The following is a 25,989-nucleotide window of genomic DNA, read 5'->3' as shown; positions in this document are numbered from 1 at the left end:
TATAACTTTCACGAAAATGTATTGACAATCCACTCATTATCCCTTAACTTGTATGAATAAACATACAGAGAAGTAAATAAAAATACAACATTGGAGGAGTGGAGCAAATGAGCAAAGATAAAGTAGTCTTAGCATATTCAGGAGGTTTAGACACTTCTGTTTCAATTAAATGGATACAAGAAAAATACGGATATGATGTGATTGCCTTAGGTCTTGATGTAGGAGAAGGTAAAGATCTTGAAACAATCAAACAGAAGGCTTTGGATGTAGGTGCGATTAAATCGATTGCGATTGATGCGAAGGAACTTTTGGCAAAGGAATACTTAATGACAGCCTTGAAAGCAAACTGTCTTTATGAAGGTAAATATCCTTTATCTTCTGCTCTTTCACGCCCACTTATCTCCAAATTGTTAGTGGAAGTTGCAGAGCAAGAAGGAGCGGTCGCTGTTGCACATGGCTGCACAGGAAAAGGTAATGACCAAGTTCGTTTTGAGGTTTCTATACAAGCACTGAACCCTGACTTGCAGGTGATTGCGCCTGTTCGAGAATGGGGAATGACACGAGACGAGGAAATTGCTTATGCTGAAGAAAAAGGCATTCCGATTCCGGTAAATCTTGATAACCCATTTTCAATTGATGCAAATATTTGGGGGCGAGCTTGTGAGGCGGGCGTATTAGAAGACCCTTGGCAAGAAGCACCTGAAAATGCATTTGATTGGACGAATCCAATCCATTTAACGCCTGATGAGGCAGAATATATTGAGATAGGGTTTGTTGAAGGCGAGCCCGTGTCGATTAATGGAGTAGAATTGCCGATCGTTGAATTAATAGAATCTCTTAATGAATTAGGTGGAAAGCACGGATACGGCCGTATTGATCATATAGAAAATCGACTTGTAGGGATTAAATCTCGTGAAGTGTATGAAAATCCAGGCGCGCTTTTGCTTATCCATGCGCATAAGGAGCTGGAATTCCTAACGCTCCCACGGGAAACGAGTCAATTTAAACAACAAGTTGAGCAGCAATTAACGAAGCTTATTTATGAAGGATTATGGTATTCTCCGTTACGAAATGCACTGGAAGCCTTCATCAATGAATCACAGAAAGCAGTGACAGGCACATTACGAGTAAAGCTGCATAAAGGTAACGCTACAGTAGTTGGGCGAAAATCGAACAATAGTTTATATAATGAAGAGCTCGCAACCTACTCAAAAGGTGACTTATTTGATCATCATGCGGCGGTCGGTTTTATTAAACTATGGGGACTTTCGACAAAAGTGAATGCCGAAGTCGCGCAGAAAAAGGCGAAGAATGATGTTAAAGAAGGGAAAGCACATGTCTAAGCTATGGGGTGGTCGATTTACTAAAGATACGAATGAACTTGTTGAAGAATTTACTGCATCAATAGAGTTTGACCAGCAGCTTGCGATTGAAGATATTGAAGGTAGTTTAGCTCATGTGCAAATGCTCGGTGAATGCAACATCATTTCTAGTGAGGATGCAGATGTGATTCAGCGCGGTTTATACAAACTCAAAAACAAAATTGAGCTCGGTGGAATCGAGTATTCGGTCGCAAATGAAGACATCCATATGAATATTGAAAAGCACCTTATAGATGAAATTGGTCCTATAGGGGGAAAGCTCCACACAGGTCGTAGTCGGAATGACCAGGTTGCAACAGATATGCACTTGTTTCTAAAAAGAAAGACAGTTGAACTGATTAGTCTTGTTGACGATGTTCAACAAGCGATCTTGAACCAAGCTAAAGCGAATGTAGAAACGATTCTTCCAGGCTATACACATTTACAAAGGGCGCAACCGATCTCATTTGGCCATCATTTAATGGCGTATTTCTGGATGCTCGAACGCGATAAAGAGCGTCTCATTGATAGCATGAAACGAATTGATGTCCTACCGCTCGGTGCGGGAGCATTAGCAGGAACGACATTTTCAATTAATCGAGAGCGCGTTGCAGAATTACTAGGATTTGATTCGATTTATCCAAACAGTATTGATGCCGTTAGTGACAGGGATTTCATTTTGGAATTCCTTTCAATCTCATCTATAATGATGACGCATATTTCTCGTCTATCAGAAGAGATGGTGATTTGGTCGAGCGAGGAATTCAACTTTATCGAGCTTGATGATTCATTTTGCACTGGCTCGAGCATCATGCCACAGAAAAAGAACCCGGATGTACCGGAGTTACTTCGTGCTAAGACGGGTCGAACGTATGGAAACTTAATCGGTCTTCTGACTGTTCTTAAAGGACTGCCGTTAGCGTATAACAAGGATATGCAAGAGGATAAGGAAGGCATGTTTGATACGGTAAAAACGGTTGAAGGAACATTGAAGCTTCTCGCACCAATGATTGATTCAATGACAGTGAATCATAACTCGATGAAAAAAGCGGTAACAGAGGATTATTCGAATGCAACGGATTTAGCTGACTATCTCGTAACGAAAGGCATGCCGTTTAGAGAAGCACACGCAGTAATCGGTCAAATCGTATTACAGGCGATACAAGAGAAGAAGTATTTGTTAGATATTGAATATGCAGTATACCGTGGATATAGTGACTTGTTTGAAGAAGATCTCTACGATGTGTTAAAACCTGAAAATGTCGTCGCTGCGAGAGATAGTACTGGCGGCACCGCTCAAAAGCAAGTAAGAAAACAAATTGAACTAGCAGAAACAAAAATTTTGAAAAAGAAAGAAACGGTTTGAAAAAAGGAGCTTCCGCTGATGGAGGCTCCTTTCTTCATTCATATCGTCCGTTTTTTGATGTTCTCCTACACCACATAAGGTGAAATAAGGAATACGATGAAAAGGGTATTGAACAATGTAAAGATACCGAACTCTTGATAAATGCTCCACTGCTTTTGTCTAGTAAACTGTGTAAACAATAGACTCATTAAAATAATCCCTAATGGCAAGATGATAGAGTGCCATTGAAACGACAAGTAATCTGGTGAAAAAGCTTCAAACATTGGCGTAAAGAATTGTTGCATCAGATAATATTGGCAAATTGCGAACAAACCAATGGTACTATAGCGTACCCAGCTCCGCTTTTGAACCATTGCATCCTCATTCCAAAATGAAACGCAGAACAAGAAAATTGCACTTGGTGCTACCCACATCATCGCAACCATTAACATGATGAATCCGTAGGGTAGTGAGGAAATACCAGTATAGAATCCATTGACAAAGTCAGCTGTTTGGAATGATTCTGCCTTTTGAAGAAGTTCAGGGTGATTGGATACAGCCATAATCTTTGCTTTTTTCCCTCTTGAATCCAACCAAAACAACTCATGCTCGGATACGTATACGTGATTTCTTGATATCGAAGTCGATGTACTAATATGATTGGCAATCCACTTCTCGCTCTGCTGTTGCTTTGCCCTGTATATGTTCCAGCTTCTAACCTTGGCTGTAATCATCCCCCTAGCGGAAAGAATGATTTCGGGACCATCCTCTGTTAATACGAGGTCAAGGTTATCGATGACGCGCATTTGATCGTTCGTGAAGCTATCATATATTTTAATTTTTTGGAATTTAGGTTCCTCTTTTGGGCTTTCAAATAAATTGTAATAACCTCGAACCGTAACTGTTCCAGCGTGGGTTTGTTTTGTCGTATAAATCAAGTGCGTGCCTTGTTGGGTTTGTGAAGCATCAACCGTATGGATTCGTTCTCCACTTAATGACGGTATATTAAACTTTTGCAACAGTTGGCTGTCTTGGTCGCTTTGTTGATAAACATAAACATCGCTTGAGAGATCTTGTTTTTTTACAGTTGCGATGAAAAGCCCTTTTGTATCCTCGCTCGTAAACAGTTTCATAACAGCTTGTTCAGTTTTAGCAACGAGAGTAGATTTTTGGGTACTTGGATTCATAGAAAAGATTTGATTGTCTTTCCAATAGTAAACAGTATCCAACCCTACAGTTAATCCATTTATGTTCGTGTCGAGTGTTTGATTTTTCTTACCATCGTAATAAATGAGTTTTTCTTCATTTAAGTAGATGGCTTGATTTTGTTTTGCCCAGTATGTAGCGGTTAGATCTAATTCGACTGGAAGTGTTTCTTTATGTGTAACTTCCAATGTTTCATTAACATGTACATTAGTCAGTTGATCGTCTTCATTATAATGGACATCATATCCTGAATCGAGCTTACTGACTGACAGTACCTTTCCTTTTGCGTCATTAACGACTTCAGTATTTCTACTTAATCCTTCAGGTGTTAAGTTCTTTTCCTTTGAAGCGTGGTGAAACGTAAGTAAGCCAACCATAATTACAAGCAACAATACAGGTAAATAGAGTGACCTCTTTCGCTTAATGTGACGAACCATTTTAAAACCCCCATTTAATCAAACATTCCAAATAATGTATTCTATAGTTATAGTACCATACGAACACAAGCAAATAAGGTTTCATTATTTTAAAAAAGAAGGGGGAGCTGATACAGATGAGCCAACTCATCATGCTAAGCAGTTTAGATGCGTCAATTGATCAACATTTAGCAGATCATATGAAACGAATGATTTCCAAGAAAGGTACCAAACTAGGTTATGTGCCATCCCAATATGATGAAACGAAATATTACTTTAATAAAATGAGACCTCATTTAGAACGCTTAGGGTTTGAGGAGTTTATATATGTAGATATTGATCAAGCGTTTGAACAAAAATACGTAAAATCGCTAGAAACATGTGACGCCATTTTTCTCTCTGGTGGCAATACATATTACTTTTTAAATAATCTCAAGAATCGAGGACTGATTTCGGTCTTACAAAGGTTTGTACAGAATGGAGGATTACTGATTGGAGTAAGTGCAGGAGCAATGATGATGTCCCATACGATTGAGATCGCAGCGAATCTTGATCCTAACGACATAGCGTTAAAAGATTTGGATGCATTGAACTTCATTCCGTTTCATTTTCTGCCCCATTATGATGAGGAGAAACACGATATACGAAAAATTGTATCAGAGCTTGGTGCTCCTGTTTATACGTGCAAAGACGGTGCAGGTATCATCCTAAGCCATGACACCAAACTCACAACCTATGGGGAGATTGAAAAATGGTAATCGTAACAAAGATATATGGTACCACTGCCTAATATCGTTCGTGCCAAACGTCTTGACATTTAGACTGGACCACTAATATACTAATATTCAAATGAACGTTTGAATGTATAAGTGAGAGGTGAATATATTGGCAAAAGAAGATGTGTGCAAAGTGACGTGTGTTCATGAAGATAAAGTCGAACGCATTTCAACAGATATAAAAGAACGGGATACGATGACTGCCGCCAAAATCTTCAAAGCGTTATCTGAAGATACACGGATTAAGATTGCATATGCTTTATCGATTGAAGAGGAGCTATGTGTTTGTGACGTCTCAAATATTGTAGAGTGTACGGTTGCAACTGCTTCCCATCATTTACGATTACTACGAAATATGGGGCTAGCGAAATATAGAAAAGAGGGAAAGCTCGTTTATTATTCATTGGATGATGATCATGTTCGGAAAATCATTCAAATGGCATTCTCTCATGCAGAGGAGGGGAAACATCTTGGCACAAGCTGAACATATGAATCAACCCCAACATGTATTTCGAATTTCAGGATTTACCTGAGCGAACTGTGCGAAAAAGTTCGAAACGAACGTTAAGCACCTGGATGGTGTTTATGATGCAAAAGTAAACTTCACAGCCTCCAAGCTAACTATAACAGGAAGTGCTGAAATCAAGGATATTGAAAAAGCCGGGGCGTTTGAGAATTTGAAAGTACGCCCGGAACATGAACAAGAAGAAGAAACGAAAGAACCTTTTTGGAAACAACATCTAAATGTCATTATTTCTGCAATCTTACTCGTACTTGGGTGGACAGTAAGTCTAACAAGTGGTGAAAGTTCTATACTCTCAAACGGACTTTATGCTGGTTCGATTCTCGTCGGTGGGTATCGTTTATTCCAGACCGGTTTAAAGAACTTAGTGCGATTTGATTTTGATATGAGAACATTAATGACGATCGCGATTATAGGTGCTGCAATTATAGGCGAGTGGGGAGAAGGCGCGATGGTCGTAATTCTGTTTGCGATCAGTGAAATTCTCGAAGCTTATTCCATGGATAAAGCGCGTCAATCGATCAAAGGCTTAATGGAGATTGCGCCGAAAGAAGCGACCATTCGTCGAAACAATGAGGAATTGACAATACCCGTTGATGACGTCCAAATTGGTGATACGATGATCGTCAAACCTGGTCAGAAACTGGCGATGGACGGAGTTGTCACAAACGGTACCTCTTCCATTAATCAATCAGCGATCACAGGTGAATCTGTACCTGTAACGATGACAACAGATGATGAAGTGTTTGCTGGCACCTTAAATGAAGAAGGATATTTAGAGGTTAGAGTGACGAAAAGGGTTGAAGATACGACGTTGGCGAAAATCATACATCTTGTAGAAGAAGCGCAAGAAGAGCGTGCGCCTTCACAATCTTTCGTAGATAAATTCGCCAAGTATTACACACCTGCAATTATTTTAGTAGCCATTGGTGTTGCGACTATTCCACCATTATTCGGTGCAAGCTGGAGTGAATGGGTATATCAAGGATTAGCCGTACTTGTCGTCGGTTGTCCGTGTGCACTCGTCATTTCTACACCTGTATCAATCGTGACGGCAGTTGGTAATGCCGCACGAAACGGAATTTTAGTAAAAGGCGGCGTATATCTAGAAGAAGCAGGTAAATTAAAGTCTATTGCTTTTGATAAAACAGGGACTTTAACGAAAGGTGTTCCTGAAGTAACGGACATCATCAACCTTTCAGACCAAGAAGATGACCATGTTCTACGAATTACGGCCCTTCTTGAAAGTAGATCGCAGCATCCACTGGCATCAGCAATCATAAAGAAAGCGGATAGTGAGAACATCAGCTTTCATTCAAACGATCTCGATGACTTTCAATCGATTACCGGTAAGGGTATTAAAGGGACGATGGGAGATGTCGTTTATTATGCAGGAAGCCTATCCTTATTTACGGATGACTTAAAGTTGGATGTACCTTCAACAACGGTTGAAACAATCGATCGATTACGTGAAGAAGGGAAGACTGTTCTTGCCGTTGGTTCAGATAAGGAACTGCTTGCGATGATAGCTGTAGCGGATACAATTCGTAAAGAAAGTGCTGACGTTATAAAATCACTACACCAATTAGGTATTCAAAATACGATTATGCTTACTGGGGATCATGAACGTACGGCACAAAGTATCGCCAAACAAATGAACCTCACAACTGTAAAAGCAGAATTGCTTCCAGAAGAAAAGCTTGAATACATTAAACAATATGAGCAAAAGTATGGAAAAGTAGCGATGATCGGAGATGGAGTGAATGATGCACCTGCCTTAGCTGCATCTACTGTTGGATTCGCAATGGGAGGAGCAGGAACAGATACTGCGATTGAAACAGCTGATATCGCATTAATGGGCGATGATCTACGCAAGCTTCCTTATGCAATCAGGCTTAGCCGTAAAACATTGAACATCATTAAACAGAACATAAGCTTTTCAATCGGAATAAAGGTACTTGCACTTCTACTCGTTGTGCCTGGTTGGCTGACATTATGGATTGCAATCTTTGCCGATATGGGTGCTACCTTGATCGTCACCTTAAACAGTCTAAGACTGTTGCGGTTAAAAGAAAAATAAGAACGGAGTTGGCTTCTCACCTAGGAGCCAACTCTTATTTTATACGCAAGGGGGTATAAACAGAACAGTTGATTAAACGTTCCATAACCCTTAAACTCGAATCAAGATACAAAGTGAATTTGCATATATTTAATAACTGTTGTATTATACCTATAGGGGTATTAAAGAAAACATAAAGGAGGGCGTTCCCTCATGGAATATACAGATCAAATGAAGAACCGCGTCAAAAGAATTGAAGGACAAGTTCGAGGGCTTTTAAAGATGATGGAAGAAGAGAAGGATTGTAAAGATCTTGTGACGCAAATGTCTGCTGTACGCAGCGCGTTGGATCGTACAATTGGTTTAGTCGTCGGAAGCAACCTTGAACAATGTGTACGCGAGCAAATGTCTAAAGGCGAAAGCACGGATGAAATGATTCAAGAAGCCGTGAACTTACTTGTAAAGAGCCGCTAAAGGCGACTTTGCAAAGGCATCACTATTAAATATAAAACAAAGGTGTTGACACATTGGCTGATGTGTAATAATATACCCTTAGGGGTATCAAAAAAACACCTTTTTATTTTTAAATAAATTAATACCTATAGGGGTATGAGTATACAAATTATTGGAGGGAATATTATGACTGAAGTAAAGAAAGATAAGACAACGATTGTACTGTTTAGTGGAGATTTAGACAAAGCGATCGCAGCATATATCATTGCTAACGGTGCTGCAGCTTACGACCATGAGGTGACAATTTTCCACACATTCTGGGGATTAAATACACTTCGTAAAGATGAGCAAGTACCTGTGAAAAAAGGAATGCTTGAGAAAATGTTTGGCAAAATGATGCCTCGTGGAACAAATAAGCTAGGACTTTCAAAAATGCACATGGCTGGAATGGGTCCAAAAATGATCAAAAAAGTCATGAAAAAGCACAACGTCCAATCACTTCCTGATCTAGTCGAAATGGCTCAAGAACAAGGCGTTAATCTTGTCGCTTGTACGATGACAATGGATCTTCTAGGATTGCAAAAAGAAGAACTCCTTGATGATATCGATTATGCCGGCGTTGCTGCTTACCTTGGAGAAGCAAACGAAGGTAAAGTGAACCTATTTATTTAATTTTTACGTTTAAAAAAAATACCCTGAGGGCTATTGTACAAATGTCATCCCATATGAGGAGGAATTTCCAAATGGTGAAAACAATTCAACCAAAACAAGTAGAAGAACAATTAACAAACAATGAAAAGATTAGTATTATCGATGTTCGTCAAAACGAGGAAGTTGCGAACGGAATGATTCCTGAAGCGACTCATATTCCTCTTGATGAACTACCAGAACGTTATAACGAAATACCAAAAGGTGAAGAGCATGTAATGGTTTGTCGTTCAGGTAATCGTAGTGGAAAAGCCGCTCAGTTCTTACAAGAGAAAGGTTTCTCAGTACTGAACATGGATGGCGGCATGTTGAAATGGAACGGTCAAACTGAACCTAAGAAGTAATCACTTTAAGGAGGAAATCAGAAATGATTAAAACAGACAAATTATTAGATGCAAAAGGACTTGCTTGTCCTATGCCAATCGTAAAAACGAAAAAAGCGCTAGGAGAAGTGGAACCAGGGCAAGTACTTGAAGTGCAAGCTACTGACAAAGGCTCCACTGCAGATATTCAAGCGTGGGCTAAGTCAACTGGACATCAATATTTAGGAACGAAAGAAGAAGGGGATGTACTGAAACATTACCTTCGAAAAGCAAGCCCTGAAGAGACGAAAGAAGATACAGAATATCCACATGTAATCAATAACGAGGAGTTACAATCGAAACTCGAAAATGATGATATCGTCGTATTAGACGTAAGAGAACCAGCAGAATATGCGTTCAGCAGAATTCCTGGAGCAAAATCGATTCCTTTAGGTGAGCTTGAAGAGCGTCATAGTGAATTGAATAAAGATGACAATATTCATGTTGTGTGCAGAACAGGAAACCGTAGTGATCGTGCATCGCAACTATTATCGGACAAAGGCTTCAACAATGTATGGAATGTTGTTCCTGGAATGTCCGACTGGAAAGGCCAAACAGAAAACGACTAATCATTAAATAGGAGGTTTTTTAACATGGCAAAGAAAGTAGCAATTATCGCAAGTAATGGAAGCTTATTTGACGCATACAAGGTGATGAACGTAGCAACAGCTGCGGCAGCATCTGATTCGGAGGTAGCAATCTTCTTCACATTCGAAGGTTTGAATCTGATTCATAAAGAGGGACACAAGCAATTACCGATTCCAGAAGGTAAAGAGCACTATCAAGAAGGATTCGAAAAATCTAACGTACCATCCATTCCAGAGCTCGTTGAAATGGCAAAAGAATTGAATGTTAGATTGATCGGTTGTCAAATGACAATGGACGTCATGGGTCTAGAGAAAGAACATTTTGTAGATGGAATTGAAGTTGGCGGAGCTGTGACATTCCTTGATTATGCAGAGGATGCAGACGTTACGCTAACGTTTTAAGAAAAGGAGAGATGAAGAATGGCATTGAAAGAAATGACTGCAAAGCAAGTTGCAGAAAAAGTAATCAATAAACAAAACTTGTTCATTCTAGATGTTCGGAATGAAGAAGCACATCAAGATTGGAAAATTGAAGGGGATTCAGTGGAAACGATCAACGTCCCATATTTTGAGTTGCTTGAAGGTGTCGATGACATTCTTGATCAATTACCTGATGATACAGAAAAGCTTGTTGTCTGTGCGAAGGAAGGATCATCTAAATTCGTAGCTGAACAGCTCGTTGAAGCTGGTGTTGAGAATGTTTCATATCTCCAAGGTGGAATGAAATCATGGAGTGAACACCTTGAGCCAGTCAAAATTGGTGATTTGAAAGATGGCGGTGCGATTTATCAATTCGTTCGCATCGGAAAAGGTTGCCTATCTTATCTCGTGGAATCAAATGGTGAAGCGATGATTATTGATAGTAACCGTATGACAGAACCATATGAAAAGTTTGTTAGTGAAAATGACTTGAAGGTGAAATACCTTGCCGATACGCACCTGCACGCAGACCACATCTCTGGTGGACGTACACTTGCCGAATTATTCGGCGCAGAATATTACCTTCCACCAAAGGATGCGACGGAAGTTACTTTCGATTATAACCAGCTTGAAGAAGGCAATGATTTAACTGTAGGAAACACGAGTATTCAAGTCCAACCGATCTACTCACCTGGACACACGATTGGAAGTACGTCATTTATTGTTGATGATCAATATCTATTAACAGGTGATATTCTGTTCGTCAAATCCATCGGTCGTCCAGACTTAGCAGGAAAAGCAGAAGATTGGGTCGGTGACTTGAGAGATACGTTATATCGTAAATATAAAGATCTATCAGATGAATTGGTTGTTCTTCCTGCTCACTTCTCAAAAGTGACAGAATTGAACAATGACGGATCTGTGAAAGCAAAACTTGGGACTCTCTATGCTGAAAATACAGGGTTGAACGTTGATGATGAGGGTGAATTCCGTAAGATGGTTACTGAGAACCTTCCTCCTCAGCCAAATGCATATCAAGAGATTCGTGAAACGAACATGGGTAAAATCAACCCTGAAGAAGAAGAACAACGTGAAATGGAAATTGGACCAAACCGCTGTGCGGTTGAAGGGTAAACAATACTAGGAGGTTTTACAATATGAACGCAGATAAAGTATTAGACGCAAAAGGACTTGCATGTCCAATGCCAATCGTCAAAACGAAGAAAGCTATCGATGAAATCGATTCTGGTCAAGTGCTTGAAATTCACGCAACAGATAAAGGTGCGAAAAGCGACCTTACAGCATGGGTGAAATCAGGTGGTCACGAACTTCTTCAAGATGCTGAGGAAGACGGCGTCTTTAAATTCTGGATCAAGAAAGCATAAGAAGCCAACCAGAATGAAACACAATTTAAGGGGCTGGCCTTCACAGAATGGCAGCCCCTTTTCTATTTGATAGAAATAGGAGGGTGATGAAACATGGAAATAGGATTTATGATAACCATATTCCTAATTGGGTTTGTTGGCTCCTTCGTTTCCGGAATGGTGGGAATCGGTGGATCCATCATCAAGTATCCAATGCTTTTATATATACCTGCGTTACTCGGTTTCTCAGCTTTTACATCACATGAAGTTTCTGGCATTAGTGCTGTTCAAGTATTCTTTGCTACCATTGGTGGTGTATGGGCATATCGTAAAGGTGGATATTTGAACAAAACGTTAATTATTTATATGGGTACGAGTATTTTACTTGGTAGTTTCATCGGTGCATATGGCTCGAAGTTACTATCTGAAGATGGAATCAACATTGTATATGGCGGACTTGCAACGATTGCTGCTATTATGATGTTTATTCCTAAAAAAGGACTAGATGATCAGGATATGCATAGTGTCACGTTTAACAAATGGTTAGCAGCTGGCCTCGCATTTGTCGTAGGAATTGGTGCAGGTATTGTTGGTGCAGCGGGTGCATTTATCTTAGTACCAATCATGCTAGTCGTATTGAAGATCCCTACTAGAATGACGATTGCAACCTCACTGGCAATTACATTCATCTCTTCAATTGGATCAACAGTTGGTAAGCTTTCTACAGGTCAAGTGATGCTTATTCCGGCATTGATTATGGTTGTAGCAAGCTTAATTGCTTCACCACTTGGTGCACAAGCAGGCAAAAGAGTGAACACAAAGATTTTACAATGGATTCTTGCCTTACTTATAGCAGGTACATCCATCAAAATATGGTTGGATGTATTTAGCGGATAACGCTTAGGTCATTGTAAGTTTCTATATACGTTTCTAAGGCAGGGTGGTACTCTTTTTCGAAGTGAAGATCAGGACAGTGTTTGATCGTCTTCAAATTGAAGAACCCCTGCCTCTTACTTAATAATGCTTTCTGACAAACGGGACAATTCTCTTTCAGAAGGCTCATTTTGAATTACACCTCCACGATTTTTAATTCATATGTGATTACTAGGAATTATAACATGTATTTACTTGTTTTTCTATTCTTAAGGAGTGGTCGATCTTGTCAGATAAACGATTCAATCCAGAATTAGCGGAAAAGTTATTTAGTGATGAACGGAAGAAGCTACTTCCACCTGATGAAATCATCAGTTCCATTGAAATAAATAAGGGAGATGTCATTGCCGATCTTGGAGCAGGAAATGGTTATTTCACCGTTCCATTTGCGAAAGCTTCTCAAAAGGTATTCGCTTTGGATATCGAACCGAAAATGTTAGATCTATTGAAAGAATATGCAGACCAAGAAAATACATCTAACATAGAATATGTCGTTAGTGGGGTAGAGGAGATAAATATCGACTCAGATAAAGTAGATTTAGCTTTTATCGCCTTTGTCATACATGAGGTAGAGCATATAGAGAAAGCTCTTTCTGAGGTTAAAAGAATTCTAAAGCCTGATGGTAAGTTAGTTGTTTTAGAATGGAAGCCTTTAGAAAATCCTAAAATGGGACCTCCTTCTCACGAAAGAATTTCTTCTGAGAAATTAAGTGACATCCTGAACAGAAATGGTTTTCGTTCATCTATTATCCTTGAGAATGAAAAGACGTATGGACTTTCGGCCTCTCTTACGTAATGATTAACACATGTAAAAGAGATGAGAGGGTAAATGATGAGTTATTTTGAAATCGGCTCGGTTGTGCTCAGGACTGAATGGATTACATTAGTCGTAGCTGCTATAGTTGGCCTATTCACGGTTTGGTTGATATTACACGAACATGAATGCAAGAAACAAATAGTAGATATGTTATTCAATGTATTTATGACTGGCATTCTCGTTTGGAAGCTGAGTATCGCCTTGTTCCAACCAATTTATGTGATTGAAAATCCAATGGCATTACTTTATTTTACGGGTGGCGCTAAAGGCGTTTTGCTGGCTTTCGTCGTTTCAATCACCCTATTCGTTTATCAGACGAAACGGAAACAACTTTATTCTGAATCACTAATCAGTTCTATTTTAGTCGGCTTTTTGGTAGGTTCGGGTTTTAAACTAATTACAGAATGGCTCTTTGGATTAAACATTTCAATATTACAGTTATCTACTTTTATCATTGGCTTACTTGTATTTTTGATTTTTTCAATGAAACAGCATGGTTTTGCCCGCGGTGGCAAGTTATTGATCGTAGTTGGTTTGGTTGGATTGATCAGTTGGTCAGTATATAATCATTTATTGCAAAAGCAGGTCGTTCAAGATGATTCAAACGTTCAAGGTGACATCTCAGTAGGAGTAAAGATCGGAAATCGTGCGCCCCATTTTTCATTAAAGACGAGCGAAGATGAAACGATTTCATTGGCTGATTTAAAGGGTAAGAAGGTCGTAGTAAACTTCTGGGCAACTTGGTGTCCACCGTGTAAGGCAGAAGTGCCTGAGATGGTGAAGTTTTATGATACGTATGAAGATGAAGATCTTGAAATTTTAGCTGTTAATTTGACGAATACCGAAAAGGGAATGAATGATGTGCGCCGTTTTAAGGAAGCGTACAATATGAACTTCCCGATTTTATTAGATGAAGATGGAGCCGTTGCATCGGCTTATCAAGCCTTTACCATTCCAACCACATATGTTCTTGATGAAAATGGTGTCATTATAGAGAAAATGGCTGGACCGATGTCATATGAATGGATGGAAAAGAACATCCTTTCAGAATAGAGGACACGTGTTTAAAAAAAGGAAGTCACGGGAATAACGGAATACGTAGCAGGGTATATGATTATGAAAGAATTTTTATGGAGGAGATGATTTTCATGTTCCATTACACAGTAGAAACCGACAAAAATATTGAAGAAGCAAGTGAAGTATTGGAAGCTCAATTAAAAGAAGAGAAATTCGGAGTCCTATGGAATTTTGATTTGAAAGGTAAGTTGAATGAAAAAGGTCTAGAATTTGATCGTGACTTTAGAATTTTAGAAGTCTGTAATCCTCAAGAAGCACAACGTGTATTGAACCAAAATGTAATGGTTGGCTATTTCTTGCCGTGTAAAATGGTCGTTTATAAAGACGGAGACAAAACGAAGATCGGTATGCCGAAACCTACTTCATTAGTAACGATGGTGGATGATGAGGAAATTACGAATATGGCAGAAGATATTGAGCATAGATTAATCGCGTGTATCGACAAAAGCGTTTAACTTCTAAATTTTTCGTGACCGCATAGAATAGAATAATTGTGTTTAACAGATTACATTTAGATGACAAATTGAACTATGCGTTTCGTGCGTTAGTTTGACGGGAAATATACTCGTACAAATGTCTACTTTATGATGACTTATACAATGACAACCTGTCCTAGTGGTGGTATAATAAAAAAAGATTTCCAAATAAAAAACGCAGGTGTTGGCGCACCTGCGTATCATACGATAAGCTCGTTCCTCTAAGCGGGATCGGCTTGGACGAAAAGTAGACCGGAACCTAAGTGTGCATGCTCAAGGACGGTCTATTTTTTATTCGGGAATGACAATACGCTGATTATCAACGTGGCAAACGAGATGGTAACCATCAACGTTTGAAACACTGTCATTGTTACACCACCCCTTTCGAGTGTAGTGCCGACCGCCCTTGAGTAGCTAAACTTATCGTATTTATACAATTCTATCACTAATGGAAAATTTTCTCATGATACATATGAACCACTTATATCACGTCGAATTTACTACAATTTTGACGGATAAGCTATCCTGTTTCGTTAAATAGGATGATAGTCTTGGTTAGTGTGTATGTGCGTAAATTCGGGTAAAGTAAATAGAGACAAACATACTTTATTGATGGAGGAGAATGATGAGCTTACAAACGTTACAAAATGAGATTATTCAAAAGTTACATGTTGAACCAACCATTGACCCAGCTGAAGAAATCCAGAAAAGAGTAGGGTTGTTGAAGGATTACGCGAAAACAACTGGCATGAAAGGTTACGTATTAGGCATAAGTGGAGGTCAAGACTCATCTTTAGCAGGAAAACTTGCTCAATTAGCAGTTGAGGAGATGAGAGCAGAGTCTGGAAAAGATTATACGTTCATTGCCGTGAGACTACCGTATGGTGTACAGAAAGATGAAGATGATGCACAGAAAGCACTTGATTTCATTGGACCTGATCGAAAGCTCACTTTTAACATAAAAGAAGCGGTTGATGCTTCGTACCAATCTTATAGAGATGCAACAGGGGAAGATTTAAGCGATTTTCTGAAAGGGAACACGAAAGCACGTGAGCGCATGAAAGTGCAGTACGATTTAGCTGCGCACTATAATTTACTGGTCATCGGAACAGACCATGCTGCGGAAGCTGTCACAGGATTTTACACGAAGCATGGTGATGGAGCTTGTGACATAGCGCCACTATTTGGCCTAAATAAGCGTCAAGGGAAGCAACTGTTGAAGGAATTAGGGGCAGATGAGGCATTGTATACGAAGGTGCCGACCGCAGACCTAGAAGATGATCGACCAGGTCTACCAGATGAAGAAGCACTTGGAGTCTCTTATGATGAAATCGATAGCTATTTAGAAGGTAAAGAAGTGGTACCTATGGCGAAGGAAAAGATCGAAAGCCATTATCTGAAAACCCGTCATAAGCGGGAAAGTGAAGTCACCCTATATGACGACTGGTGGAAACAAAGAGCATAAATAAATTGAATTTGAAAACCCTGAGCGAAAAGTTACGCTCAGGGTACTTTTGTGTTTGAAAATGCTAAATGCACGATAATTTCGATATATGCACGATAATCTGGATATATGCACGATAATCTGGATATATGCACAATAAATCAAATAAATGCACGATAAGTATTAATTCGGCTTTAATCTCAAATAAGCATATGTAGAATTGTAATAAGCAGAAAGATGTAGGATGCGTAACGGTGATATCTCCTGCGTTTCCCGGAGGATTTTATCTTTCTCAAGTACCCCGTAGCAAGAAGAGCAACCAATGCTGCAACAGCCACCAAACCTAGTTGTCCAGTTAATGTACTTGCCCATCCATTTGAGAGCATATATTTCATATGCATGAACAACGAAGCAACGCCTATCAGCGCGATAGCGATATGAAAACGTATGTACACCCGAGTGAATACCACGAGCTTCCTACGCATGTCTGTTCTACCAAGACGACCAATTAACCTTAAGAATATATATAATATAAAAGCTAATACGAAACAGGATAGCGCAGTATATGCCCATAAAATCGCCGTTGAAAGATTATAGGGACGAGAAAACATATAAATGAACCATGGCATGAAAAGTATAATCGTAATGCCGGTACTTCTCCACACATTCAAACGAAACAAAAAACGCAATATCAGCGCACTCACAAATATCACCCCATCAGCACTATTGTATCAGAGTGTCTGACACCATCAGTCTATCTGATTACCTTGGGAGTATATTTCTTCGGTTTTATGAATAAAATAGTAAAAATCACTCATTTTAGAAAAGTGGGTGATTTTTCGATTTTGCGTGTTTCATTGTTCATAAGTGTTATCACTTCAAGTTAAAGGGTGAGTTAAACCGTGACATCTAACAGTAGTGGAGATTTGTTCATCATAGGTGGGAATGAAGATAAAGAAGGCGACTTAGAAGTTTTATCAATCTTCGTACAGGATGCCATACAAAATGGCGGTACGATTGGTGTGCTGACAACAGCAACGGGCTATCCTGAAGAAGTTGGTGGGGAGTATCGGGATTTGTTCCTGAAGCTCGGAGCTTCAAATGTAGAGCTCGTACATATTGATACCCGTACTAAAGCGGAAGAAGACCGGTATACACAAGTGGTCAGTTCGCTTTCTGCCTTATTCATTACTGGGGGAGATCAGAACAGGCTATCGAGTATTATCGGAGGTACGACCTTTTTTAAGGAAGTTCAGAAGGCTTGGCAAAATGGAATGATCATTGCTGGTACGAGTGCTGGTGCAGCTATCATGAGCCGACATATGATTATTTCTGGTAAAACGAAAGTTAAGCACGACAAAATCAACGTAGAAATCGGAGTTGGATTTGGTTTCCTAGAAGATGTCGTCATCGACCAACACTTTTCACAACGAGCCCGATTTGGGCGTTTATTATATGCAATCGCTCAGAACCCACAAATCATAGGCGTTGGTATTGATGAAAATACTGCGATATGGGTAAAAGATGGGGGGAAATACTTCGAGGTCATTGGTGAACATTCAGTTACTGTGATTGATGGCTGTAAGCTTTCATTTGTCGATATTGCTGATGAAGCAGAAAGTGATGAAGTTACCATTGCAGGTGTATCGTTACATTCTATCGCAAAAGGCTATCAATTTGACATGGAGAAGCGCCAGTTAATTATGAAAGAGAAGGGAACAGCCCAATGAAAATCAACAAAGTAAAGTATCTAACCGGGCCCAATTATTATAGTTATAAACCGACGATTTGGCTTGAGTTAGACATTGGAAAATTTGAGGAGATGCCGTCAAACGAAATTCCGCATTTTACAGACCGGCTACTAGAAACGATGCCAACCTTGTATACTCATACGTGTTCACGCGGTTATGAGGGTGGATTTGTCGAGCGTTTGAAAGAAGGGACTTGGATGGGGCACATTCTTGAGCATATGGCGATTGAACTCCAGTCTCTTGCGGGTATAGATGTGAAGCGAGGGAAAACCGTTACCAGTGATCGTAAAGGGATCTACTATGTAACCTATCGATATGAAGAGAAGAAATCAGGAATTTATGCATTCGAAGCAGCGATGGAGATTGTTTATGCTGTTTTGGACGGACAAGCAATTTCTCTAGATCCTTTTATCAAGAAAATTGAAGATCTATATTATGCAAATAAACTGGGACCGAGTACTGAGGCGTTATATCATGCCGCATATGAACGTAAAATTCCCGTTCAACAACTCGGCGATGAGTGTGTCCTACAACTGGGTACAGGGCGAAAACAGAAGAGAATGGAAGCGACGATGTCCAGTCAGACCTCATTCTTATCCGTCGAATATGCATGTGATAAAGAAATGACGAAATCGATGTTAAAAGGTGTTAGTCTACCCGTACCTGAAGGCAGCGTCATTACAACAGAAGAAGAACTATTAGAAGAAGCTGAGTCTTTAGGGTTCCCATTGGTCATTAAACCGATTAATGGCAGGCAAGGACAAGGGGTTTGTACAAATATCCGTAGCATTCAGGAGTTAAAGCTTGCCTACGCACAGCATAAAAACACCGACCAGCTCATTGTAGAGCGTTATTATTCTGGAGATGATTACAGATTCACCATTGTAGATGGAAAGATGGTTGCAGTCAGTCTCCGTTTACCTCCTTATGTCATTGGTAACGGAAAAGATACCATCAAGACCTTGATTGAAAAAGAGAACGAAAACCCATTAAGAGGGAACGGGCATGAAAAGCCAATGACGAAAATACCGATGAATGAATCAGTTCAACAATACCTGAAGCATGCGGGCTTAGACTTTCATTCGATTATTGAAAATGGACAAGTCATTCATTTGTTAGGGAATGCCAATTTGTCTACAGGTGGTCTTGCTATTGATGTCACAGATGAGGTTCACCCTTCTTATCGTACAATTGCAGAAAGCTCAGCGAAGACGATTGGTCTAGACATCGCAGGGGTTGATATGATTATTGAGGATATTAACGCTGAATACAAGCCAGGTCGAGCAGCAGTGCTTGAGGTAAATGCAGCCCCTGGAATCAGAATGCATCATCACCCTAGTTCTGGAACACCGAGAGATGTAGGAGGAGCCATCGTTGATTATCTTTTTGAAGATTATCGCGATGCGGCTATACCAACTGTTGCAGTGACTGGAACAAATGGGAAAACGACAACAGTCCGATTAATCTCACACTTTCTGCAACAGAAAGGGAAAATCGTGGGTATGGCGCACTCTGATGGGGTTTATATTGGGAAGCAATGCATAGACAAAGGCGACTGCAGTGGTCCTGTAAGTGCTCGTAAAGTACTTAATCATCCTGAAGTAGATGCAGCCGTTTTAGAAACTGCTCGTGGGGGCATGTTACGGGAAGGGACGGCTTTTCGTTACTGTGACGTCGGGATCGTGACGAATGTTTCGGAAGATCACCTCGGACTCGACGGCATTGAAACGTTAGAGGAACTCATTAAGCTGAAGCGTCTGATTCCCGAAATCGTACATCCTGATGGGTACTGCATACTGAATGCAGACGACGCTGCAGTTGCAGAAATGGCAGGTTATACGAAGGGTTCGATCGTATACACGTCAATGACAGCAGACAACCCAATTATTCAAAAACATGTGAGTAAGCATGGGGAATGTTGGTATGTTGATGAAGACTGGATTGTTCATGCGAAAGACGGACAAACCATGCGGTTAATGAAGTATGCTGATATTCCGATTACGTTCAATGGACATGCAAAGCATAACGTCAGCAATCTACTACAAGCATTAGCATCTGCACACTTATTAGGTGTATCAGATGAGCGTCTATGTAAAAAAGTATTAACATTCTTTCCTGATTTCCTACAAAGCCCTGGCCGCTTTAATAAAATCGACCAAGAGGGAAGAACGATCATCGTTGATTATGCCCATAATACGGCTGGATTGAAGGCTGTTTATGATACGATTCGCTCAATTCCATGTGAGCGGATCATAACGGCTGTGTCAGCACCTGGAGACCGTTTGGATGAAGATATCCGTAATATGGGAGAGATCATTGGGAAGGAAACGCATATCGTAGTCATTAAAGAGGACGGAAATTTACGAGGACGAAAGCCGAAAGAAGTGGCATCGATATTAGAGGAAGTTTTATCTGATAAAATCCCATCCGATCGGCGAATCCTTGAATTGGATGAACGTAAAGCTTTTCAGGTTGCCTGGGAAACGTCTAGACCTGGGGACTTGCTGTTGTTCCTGTACGATTCTTTCAGTTCAATTGAGCATTTCTTTAAGGAGAACAAGAAACAGAAGCGGTTACTTACTGAACGAAAATACCGTAGAACCTCCTACTTATAAAAAAAACCGAAAGAGTCAGATCGTCTGAAACGACTTGGTTTGCACTTTATGACTTATGGTGTAACCTTGAAGCTAAGATGATTCTGACTTTTTTTTCATGGAGGAGATTGTATGGATGTATTACCGAATTTCCGATTAGACGGTAAGCTTGCTGTCATTACAGGAGCGGGAAGAGGAATCGGCCAGGCGATTGCCATTGGATTTGCCGAAGCAGGAGCAGATGTTGTCCTTCTATCTAGAACAGAAACGGATCTTGAGCAAACAGCTGAAGCTGTAAAGGAACACGGTCGTAAAGCGTTTATTCATCCGACCGATGTTACAGACCGTGACCAAGTCAACGAAATCGTGAGTCAAGTTATCGAAACACACGGAAAGGTAGATATTCTCGTCAATAATGCAGGAATGAATATCCGAACGCCTGCCTTTAAGGTAACGGAAGACGAATGGAAATCAATCATGGACACGAATCTCCAATCTGCGTTTATGCTATCTCAGCAATTTGGTCAGCATATGAAAGAAACTGGTGGTGGGCGCATAATCAACATAGCTTCTGTAGCTGGGACAACAGCTTTAAGAACAGGTGTTGTTTATGCTGCAACGAAAGCTGCGATGATCCAAATGACGAAGAATCTTGCGTTAGAATGGGGCGAACATGGCATTCAAGTTAATGCGATCGGACCTTGGTATTTCCGTACGCCATTAACAGAAAAGCTCTTGTCTGACGAAAAGTATTTAAATGACATCCTTGATCGAACCCCACTGAAACGTGTTGGGGAACTGCCGGAGCTCGTTGGTCCAGCTGTTTTTCTAGCTTCAGATGCCTCTTCTTATGTAACGGGGCAAACATTGTTTGTAGACGGAGGCATGACCATTTACGGCTTTTAAAAAGATTGCTCTGGAAGCACTAGTGTAGATATCGTGCAAAACTGGAGATTTATCGATCAAAACTCGGATTTTATCGTGCAAAACTGTAAATTTATCGATCAAAACTCGAAATTTATCGTGCAAAAAGCCAAGTTTATCGATCAAACCGCAAATCTAACTTTAAAAAGCTGACTATAAAAGGAAGACAAGATCCTTTTGAGTCAGCTTCTAAAAAATCATCAACTAATCACGGGCATAACTGACATCTTTAGTAGCATGCATGAATGTTTTGTCCTTTGGAACATGATTTTTCTCAGCCAGCGCGCGGTTCTCAGTAGAATTCCATCCAATATCATTATGAGGATGGACCCATTGATCACCAGACATGATTGCGGGATCTACATCATCACTCCAATTTTGTAATGGAGAGTTGTCTGACTCGTAATGGCTATCTCCGATTGTAACGCCATATTCATTAACGAAAGGCTGTCGATCCTTCTCATCAACCTTTTTGAAAATCGGCGCATTCGCTTGGTGAGGCATGGTTCCATCTATTGAAACTTGCTGATCTTTTTTATGATCCATTCGGTTCACCTCCACATAGAGGATATCGTTAGTGTAAACCAATATCTTGTGGATTATGTTATTCAATGACCCCAGATTCAATAATATCCGTTTTCACATTCACACTAATCTTTAATTCAGGATAAATTTCCTCCCACTTCTTCAATTCCCAGTCTCGAAAATGGGCTTTAGCCTCTCTACCGAATCCGATTGGATCAATATTTTCCTCTTGAAAGGTCTTGATTATCTGTAACAATTCTTTTCTAAGCTGTTTGTCTATCGCTTTTTCTATTTTTGGTACTTGTTTTCCTAAACTTTTGATCTCTCCATAATTTTCATTTATGATTCCTTTAAGCTTCAGGTTTATGCTTATTTCTGGTGATTCTGATGAACCACGGATTTCTACATCGCGGCTAGAATCAATGTGGTCTAAGGAAACGCTGGTATTTAGCTTTTTCAAATTTATGATTAACTTCCCATTGGACTCCCTTTGCTTAAGCATCGTGAACCGAAAAATGATCGCTTCATCAATACTTGAAACCATTTGATCCCCTTTAAATAATGCAAGGCCTTTTAATTTAACCTTTTGATTGTGAATCGTAAACAATGGTAAGAAAGGATCAACACCTTCAGCATAATGAGATTGAAGAAATAAGTGGATGTTAGTTCTCGGTATAATTTCAGAATCTATGTTGTTTTCAATGATTTTTGAAACGTACATACCAAGATCTTGATTCTCCACATTTTGTTTCTCAATAAACTCACTTATTTTCCCTTCGTAAACCGCTAACTTTAAGTTGGCACTCACACTTGGATCTCGTTGAGTGACATCTGTTGATTCAAGTACGCCTTTTCGGGCAAAAGCCTCTCCGTATAACGCGATTTCTAATTTTCCGTTACCGATTGGTTTAGGCGCATTTAACATAAATTTCTTTTCTAAATCTTTTCCGAACTCCCCATTTTCCGTGAACAATTCGTTTTGAATGACTCCGTCTGCTTGAAATATTGGAATAGAGATGGTTGCTTCAATTAGTTGATCGTCGTCTTCAACTAAGTCATACCCAACAAATGTCACGAGAGAAATATCATCCAAGATTTTTCTGCTGACGGAACAACCACTAATCAGGATACAAACGAGAAATAACAGAAATAGTCGTTTCATACTAGGAGCTCCTTCTAAATTTTAAATGGAACAAGATAAATAAAATCGGAATATATACGTAAAGGATATATAACCCTGCTTGAGAAATGGTGGTGATGAACACATCAATCAATTGCCTGTCCCTCAGATATAAATTGACAGCAAACGAAATGATGATCATTCCGATTAACAGCTTCCTTTGGCTGATTGGAACAAGTTGTTTCATTGCACGACTCGAACACCATAAGGCTATACAAATGTTAGGGAAGATGATGAGAATCCAAGTTGCAATCGCGATATATTCAAACCGCTCGACAAAAGGAAACTCAACAATTTTGAACATACTTAACGTAGCCCAAATTTTACGTTCAAGCTGTTCCTCACTAAAGTATACGAATGAAGCGATTGCTACCATTACATATATAAAGGTTGAAAAAAGTATGCCTAATTGCGCCCATTTTTGTGATTTCTCGGGATTTTTTATAAACGGATAAATGATCAGAAGGACTTCAAAGCCGATGTATTCTAATACAGCAACTTTAGAAGATGCGAATATTTCTTTAGGTGAATGGTTTAATACAGGTTGAAGAAAATCCCACTGACCATAACGAAAGGGAAAATATAAAAAGAATAACAAAAAAGAAGGGAGGAGCACTCCAAAGAATGCGACCCCAGTGACGACCCTAAACCCTCCAGAAACGGTGTAATAAATTAAGGTAAGAAATACGAGCAAAAACAAGGTCATATTCAGGTTAGGGAACATCCATGCTTGCACCGTTTCGATATAGGAACGAAGGACCGTTATGCCTAATGTTAGGAAGTAGATGACGAAGAAGAAACTCAAAGCCCCTCCAACCCACTTTCCGAACACTCTTCTATGGATAGCGATTAAATCACCATTTTCTTTATTCATCATCGAGTACATCATCCAGAGAATAATATGGATGGACAACCCGGTAATGATGATTGAAATCCATGCATCATATCCCGCATCTTTTGCAATATATCGTTCATAACCTAAGACTCCAATACCGATTTGCATCGTATGAGTCAGAAAGAATGCTAAACCAGCGGAAACGAGGAATCGGTTCTTTACTTGCGTACTCATGCGATGCTCCTTTCATCTTACTCATCAATATCCTTTTTCTGCTTTGCTTTCTTTTTGCTAAATCTTCTCGTGTCTTCTGTCTGAAGATTGAGAGGACGAAGCGATTGTGACGTAAACGGTAAACGAATGATTGTATCTTTAAAGTCTGTTATCCTCGGAGGATATAGAGGCTGAAGATAAGGTCGTCCAAGTGACTTGAGCTTTATGAGATGTACCATGACAAAGCAAAAGGCAATAACGATGCCAATCAGACCCCATAATTGTGCAAAGAACAGAAAAGGGAAGCGAATCAGCCGAATGGTATTACCCATTTTATAGACAGGTGTCGTAAAGGAGGCTAGTGCAGAAAGTGCCACGATAATGAGTAACACGTTACTCGTCAATCCAGCTTCAACCGAAGCCGTTCCAATTACGATACCTCCAACGATACCAATCGTTTGTCCGACTTTTGTTGGAAGCCTAGCCCCAGCCTCCCGAAGCAATTCAATTGTTAGCTCTAGAATGAGTGCTTCCAATATAGGGGGGAAAGGGACAGTACTTCTTGAAGTAATCAATGTACTTAAAAGGTCCTTTGGAATTAACTCATAATGAAACGTCATGATGGCCACATAAATCGGTGTGGCCAAAACAGAAAATAGAACGGAAAAGATTCGAATTAATCGAAACGCTGTTGCAATGTGCCAGCTTAGAAAGTAGTCCTCAAAAGCCGAGAAGAATTCTAATAAGTTGGTCGGTCCTATTAAAACTTGGGGAGATCCGTCTACTGCAATTGCAATTTTTCCTTCTCCCAAGACAGATGCCACACGATCAGGCCTTTCTGTATCGATTAATTGAGGAAAAGGTGAATTTTGATTGTCAGCAATCATTTGCGTAATGAAGGAGCTATCACTGATTTGGTCATATTCGATATCCTTAATACGCTGCAGGACGGTTTGGACGTTCTCGTCATTAGCAATATGATCGAGATACAATACATTAATGCGCGTCTGTGATTTTGTGCCAATTTTAAATTCCTTTACTGTCAAATTGATATCTGGCAACCGTTTTCTAATTAAATGGATGTTCGTATCCAAGGATTCTATGAAAGCCTCTTTTGGACCTAATACACTAAATTCAATTTCTGGAGCCCCAATGCTTCTCGTTGAGCTTGATAAGGCTTTAACTAAAAGACATTCTTGGCTTTTTTGATTTATTTGGAGAACGAGGTAACCCTTCAAAAAGTGTGTTTTAATTTTCTTAATATCCTTAGTTATTTCTAAGTCTTCTATTGGAATACCCATTTTGAAGTCTTCTAACGAGCGCGTTTTCATCTTCTGTAAATGAGGCAAAATATCTCTGTGCAACGTTTCAATATCAATGAGTGTCTTCATATATGAAATCCATAACGACCCATGTTGACTGACCATTTCATATCTCACAAAATCTTCTGATTGATCCGCGAGCTCAAAGAGTTCATTAAGATTCTTAGGCTCTTCATCTGATTGTTTACTCTTCTTCTTCAACCAATTCATCATATGTAAAGTTCCTCTCGAATCTAGAGTGAACGATTCCACTTTTCTTTTACGTTTACCAATTATTGTCGGAAGTATGCGATACTGAAGTAAACATTTCGAACACCA

The 25,989-nt window shown here is 39.7% G+C and carries 27 protein-coding genes; 20 read left to right on the top strand and 7 right to left on the bottom strand.

The genetic code is table 11. From position 1 onward, the window contains the following. Positions 1-107: 107 nt before the first annotated feature. A complete protein-coding gene (locus L2716_RS16890) occupies positions 108-1,343 on the top strand; it encodes an argininosuccinate synthase (RefSeq protein WP_236338216.1) in 1,236 nt (411 codons plus the stop codon). Continuing rightward, complete coding sequence (gene argH, locus L2716_RS16885) at positions 1,336-2,727, top strand: argininosuccinate lyase (protein ID WP_236338214.1); 1,392 nt, start codon at positions 1,336-1,338, stop codon at positions 2,725-2,727. Before L2716_RS16890 ends, argH begins: the two co-directional genes overlap by 8 nt. A 65-nt stretch (positions 2,728-2,792) precedes the next feature. Here argH and L2716_RS16880 read toward each other — a convergent pair whose 3' ends face one another. After that, the gene (locus L2716_RS16880; protein ID WP_236338211.1) at positions 2,793-4,349 is read right to left on the bottom strand and encodes a hypothetical protein; all 1,557 of its coding nucleotides are present in this window, start codon (positions 4,347-4,349) and stop codon (positions 2,793-2,795) included. A gap of 116 nt (positions 4,350-4,465) precedes the next feature. Here L2716_RS16880 and L2716_RS16875 point away from each other — a divergent pair, with 116 nt between their 5' ends. From L2716_RS16875 to L2716_RS16810, 14 genes are all read left to right on the top strand, one after another. After that, on the top strand, positions 4,466-5,086 hold the full coding sequence (locus L2716_RS16875; RefSeq protein WP_236338209.1) for a Type 1 glutamine amidotransferase-like domain-containing protein: 621 nt from the start codon (positions 4,466-4,468) through the stop codon (positions 5,084-5,086). Between the two features lie 127 nt (positions 5,087-5,213). Continuing rightward, entirely contained in the window at positions 5,214-5,588 is a 375-nt protein-coding gene (locus L2716_RS16870) for an ArsR/SmtB family transcription factor (protein ID WP_236338206.1), read from the top strand. Then, entirely contained in the window at positions 5,554-7,707 is a 2,154-nt protein-coding gene (locus L2716_RS16865; protein WP_408005353.1) for a heavy metal translocating P-type ATPase, read from the top strand. The genes L2716_RS16870 and L2716_RS16865 overlap by 35 nt, the downstream gene beginning before the upstream one ends. 192 nt (positions 7,708-7,899) lie before the next feature. Further along, positions 7,900-8,160: a metal-sensitive transcriptional regulator gene (locus tag L2716_RS16860; protein ID WP_236338197.1), complete on the top strand. Its 261-nt coding sequence runs from the start codon at positions 7,900-7,902 to the stop codon at positions 8,158-8,160. Positions 8,161-8,325: 165 nt separating this feature from the next. Beyond that, on the top strand, positions 8,326-8,811 hold the full coding sequence (locus tag L2716_RS16855) for a DsrE/DsrF/DrsH-like family protein (protein ID WP_236338188.1): 486 nt from the start codon (positions 8,326-8,328) through the stop codon (positions 8,809-8,811). A 74-nt stretch (positions 8,812-8,885) separates the two neighbouring features. Beyond that, positions 8,886-9,191 (top strand): rhodanese-like domain-containing protein, encoded by a 306-nt coding sequence (locus L2716_RS16850; RefSeq protein ID WP_236338334.1) that lies wholly within the window; start codon positions 8,886-8,888, stop codon positions 9,189-9,191. Between the two features lie 23 nt (positions 9,192-9,214). Continuing rightward, positions 9,215-9,778, top strand: coding sequence for a sulfurtransferase TusA family protein (locus tag L2716_RS16845; protein WP_236338186.1), 564 nt, complete (start codon positions 9,215-9,217; stop codon positions 9,776-9,778). Positions 9,779-9,802: 24 nt separating this feature from the next. Next, positions 9,803-10,198: a DsrE/DsrF/DrsH-like family protein gene (locus tag L2716_RS16840; protein WP_236338185.1), complete on the top strand. Its 396-nt coding sequence runs from the start codon at positions 9,803-9,805 to the stop codon at positions 10,196-10,198. Positions 10,199-10,216: 18 nt separating this feature from the next. After that, positions 10,217-11,350, top strand: coding sequence for an MBL fold metallo-hydrolase (locus tag L2716_RS16835; RefSeq protein ID WP_236338183.1), 1,134 nt, complete (start codon positions 10,217-10,219; stop codon positions 11,348-11,350). 23 nt (positions 11,351-11,373) lie between these two features. Next, the gene (locus L2716_RS16830; RefSeq protein WP_236338180.1) at positions 11,374-11,601 is read left to right on the top strand and encodes a sulfurtransferase TusA family protein; all 228 of its coding nucleotides are present in this window, start codon (positions 11,374-11,376) and stop codon (positions 11,599-11,601) included. 93 nt (positions 11,602-11,694) lie between these two features. Then, positions 11,695-12,477 carry a sulfite exporter TauE/SafE family protein gene (locus tag L2716_RS16825; protein WP_236338179.1) on the top strand — a complete coding sequence of 261 codons (783 nt, stop codon included), beginning with the start codon at positions 11,695-11,697 and terminating at the stop codon, positions 12,475-12,477. Positions 12,478-12,739: 262 nt separating this feature from the next. Beyond that, positions 12,740-13,309 (top strand): class I SAM-dependent methyltransferase, encoded by a 570-nt coding sequence (locus L2716_RS16820; RefSeq protein ID WP_236338177.1) that lies wholly within the window; start codon positions 12,740-12,742, stop codon positions 13,307-13,309. A 36-nt stretch (positions 13,310-13,345) separates the two neighbouring features. Next, positions 13,346-14,383 carry a peroxiredoxin family protein gene (locus tag L2716_RS16815; RefSeq protein ID WP_236338175.1) on the top strand — a complete coding sequence of 346 codons (1,038 nt, stop codon included), beginning with the start codon at positions 13,346-13,348 and terminating at the stop codon, positions 14,381-14,383. Positions 14,384-14,478: 95 nt separating this feature from the next. Continuing rightward, complete coding sequence (locus tag L2716_RS16810; RefSeq protein WP_236338332.1) at positions 14,479-14,862, top strand: DUF302 domain-containing protein; 384 nt, start codon at positions 14,479-14,481, stop codon at positions 14,860-14,862. A gap of 305 nt (positions 14,863-15,167) precedes the next feature. Here L2716_RS16810 and L2716_RS18460 read toward each other — a convergent pair whose 3' ends face one another. Beyond that, on the bottom strand, positions 15,168-15,251 hold the full coding sequence (locus L2716_RS18460) for a putative holin-like toxin (protein WP_225066452.1): 84 nt from the start codon (positions 15,249-15,251) through the stop codon (positions 15,168-15,170). A gap of 257 nt (positions 15,252-15,508) precedes the next feature. Between L2716_RS18460 and nadE the strand changes: the two genes are divergently transcribed. Then, entirely contained in the window at positions 15,509-16,348 is an 840-nt protein-coding gene (gene nadE / locus L2716_RS16805) for an ammonia-dependent NAD(+) synthetase (RefSeq protein ID WP_236338173.1), read from the top strand. A gap of 179 nt (positions 16,349-16,527) precedes the next feature. Here nadE and L2716_RS16800 read toward each other — a convergent pair whose 3' ends face one another. Then, positions 16,528-16,992 (bottom strand): hypothetical protein, encoded by a 465-nt coding sequence (locus L2716_RS16800; protein ID WP_236338153.1) that lies wholly within the window; start codon positions 16,990-16,992, stop codon positions 16,528-16,530. A 237-nt stretch (positions 16,993-17,229) separates the two neighbouring features. On the opposite strand from L2716_RS16800, the gene L2716_RS16795 reads away from it, so the two are divergent. From L2716_RS16795 to L2716_RS16785, 3 genes are all read left to right on the top strand, one after another. Further along, positions 17,230-18,057, top strand: coding sequence for a cyanophycinase (locus tag L2716_RS16795; RefSeq protein ID WP_236338152.1), 828 nt, complete (start codon positions 17,230-17,232; stop codon positions 18,055-18,057). Continuing rightward, positions 18,054-20,693, top strand: a complete 2,640-nt coding sequence (gene cphA, locus L2716_RS16790; RefSeq protein WP_236338151.1) for a cyanophycin synthetase — start codon at positions 18,054-18,056, stop codon at positions 20,691-20,693. Before L2716_RS16795 ends, cphA begins: the two co-directional genes overlap by 4 nt. Positions 20,694-20,804: 111 nt before the next feature. Further along, positions 20,805-21,578 carry an SDR family NAD(P)-dependent oxidoreductase gene (locus tag L2716_RS16785; protein ID WP_236338150.1) on the top strand — a complete coding sequence of 258 codons (774 nt, stop codon included), beginning with the start codon at positions 20,805-20,807 and terminating at the stop codon, positions 21,576-21,578. A gap of 222 nt (positions 21,579-21,800) precedes the next feature. On the opposite strand, the gene L2716_RS16780 is transcribed toward L2716_RS16785, so the two are convergent. From L2716_RS16780 to L2716_RS16765, 4 genes are read right to left on the bottom strand one after another with little or no spacing between them, the layout of a single operon-like run. After that, on the bottom strand, positions 21,801-22,142 hold the full coding sequence (locus tag L2716_RS16780; protein ID WP_236338149.1) for a DUF3905 domain-containing protein: 342 nt from the start codon (positions 22,140-22,142) through the stop codon (positions 21,801-21,803). A 58-nt stretch (positions 22,143-22,200) separates the two neighbouring features. Then, a complete protein-coding gene (locus tag L2716_RS16775; protein WP_236338148.1) occupies positions 22,201-23,283 on the bottom strand; it encodes a Ger(x)C family spore germination protein in 1,083 nt (360 codons plus the stop codon). Position 23,284: 1 nt separating this feature from the next. Then, complete coding sequence (locus tag L2716_RS16770) at positions 23,285-24,370, bottom strand: GerAB/ArcD/ProY family transporter (RefSeq protein WP_236338147.1); 1,086 nt, start codon at positions 24,368-24,370, stop codon at positions 23,285-23,287. A gap of 17 nt (positions 24,371-24,387) precedes the next feature. Beyond that, positions 24,388-25,884, bottom strand: coding sequence for a spore germination protein (locus tag L2716_RS16765; RefSeq protein WP_236338146.1), 1,497 nt, complete (start codon positions 25,882-25,884; stop codon positions 24,388-24,390). Positions 25,885-25,989 lie beyond the last annotated feature (105 nt).

The organism is Pseudalkalibacillus berkeleyi (assembly GCF_021608225.1).
GTDB lineage: Bacteria > Bacillota > Bacilli > Bacillales > Fictibacillaceae > Pseudalkalibacillus > Pseudalkalibacillus berkeleyi.
The sequence above is the reverse complement of the archived record's forward strand: the minus strand, read 5'-3'. Positions and strand labels throughout refer to the sequence as shown.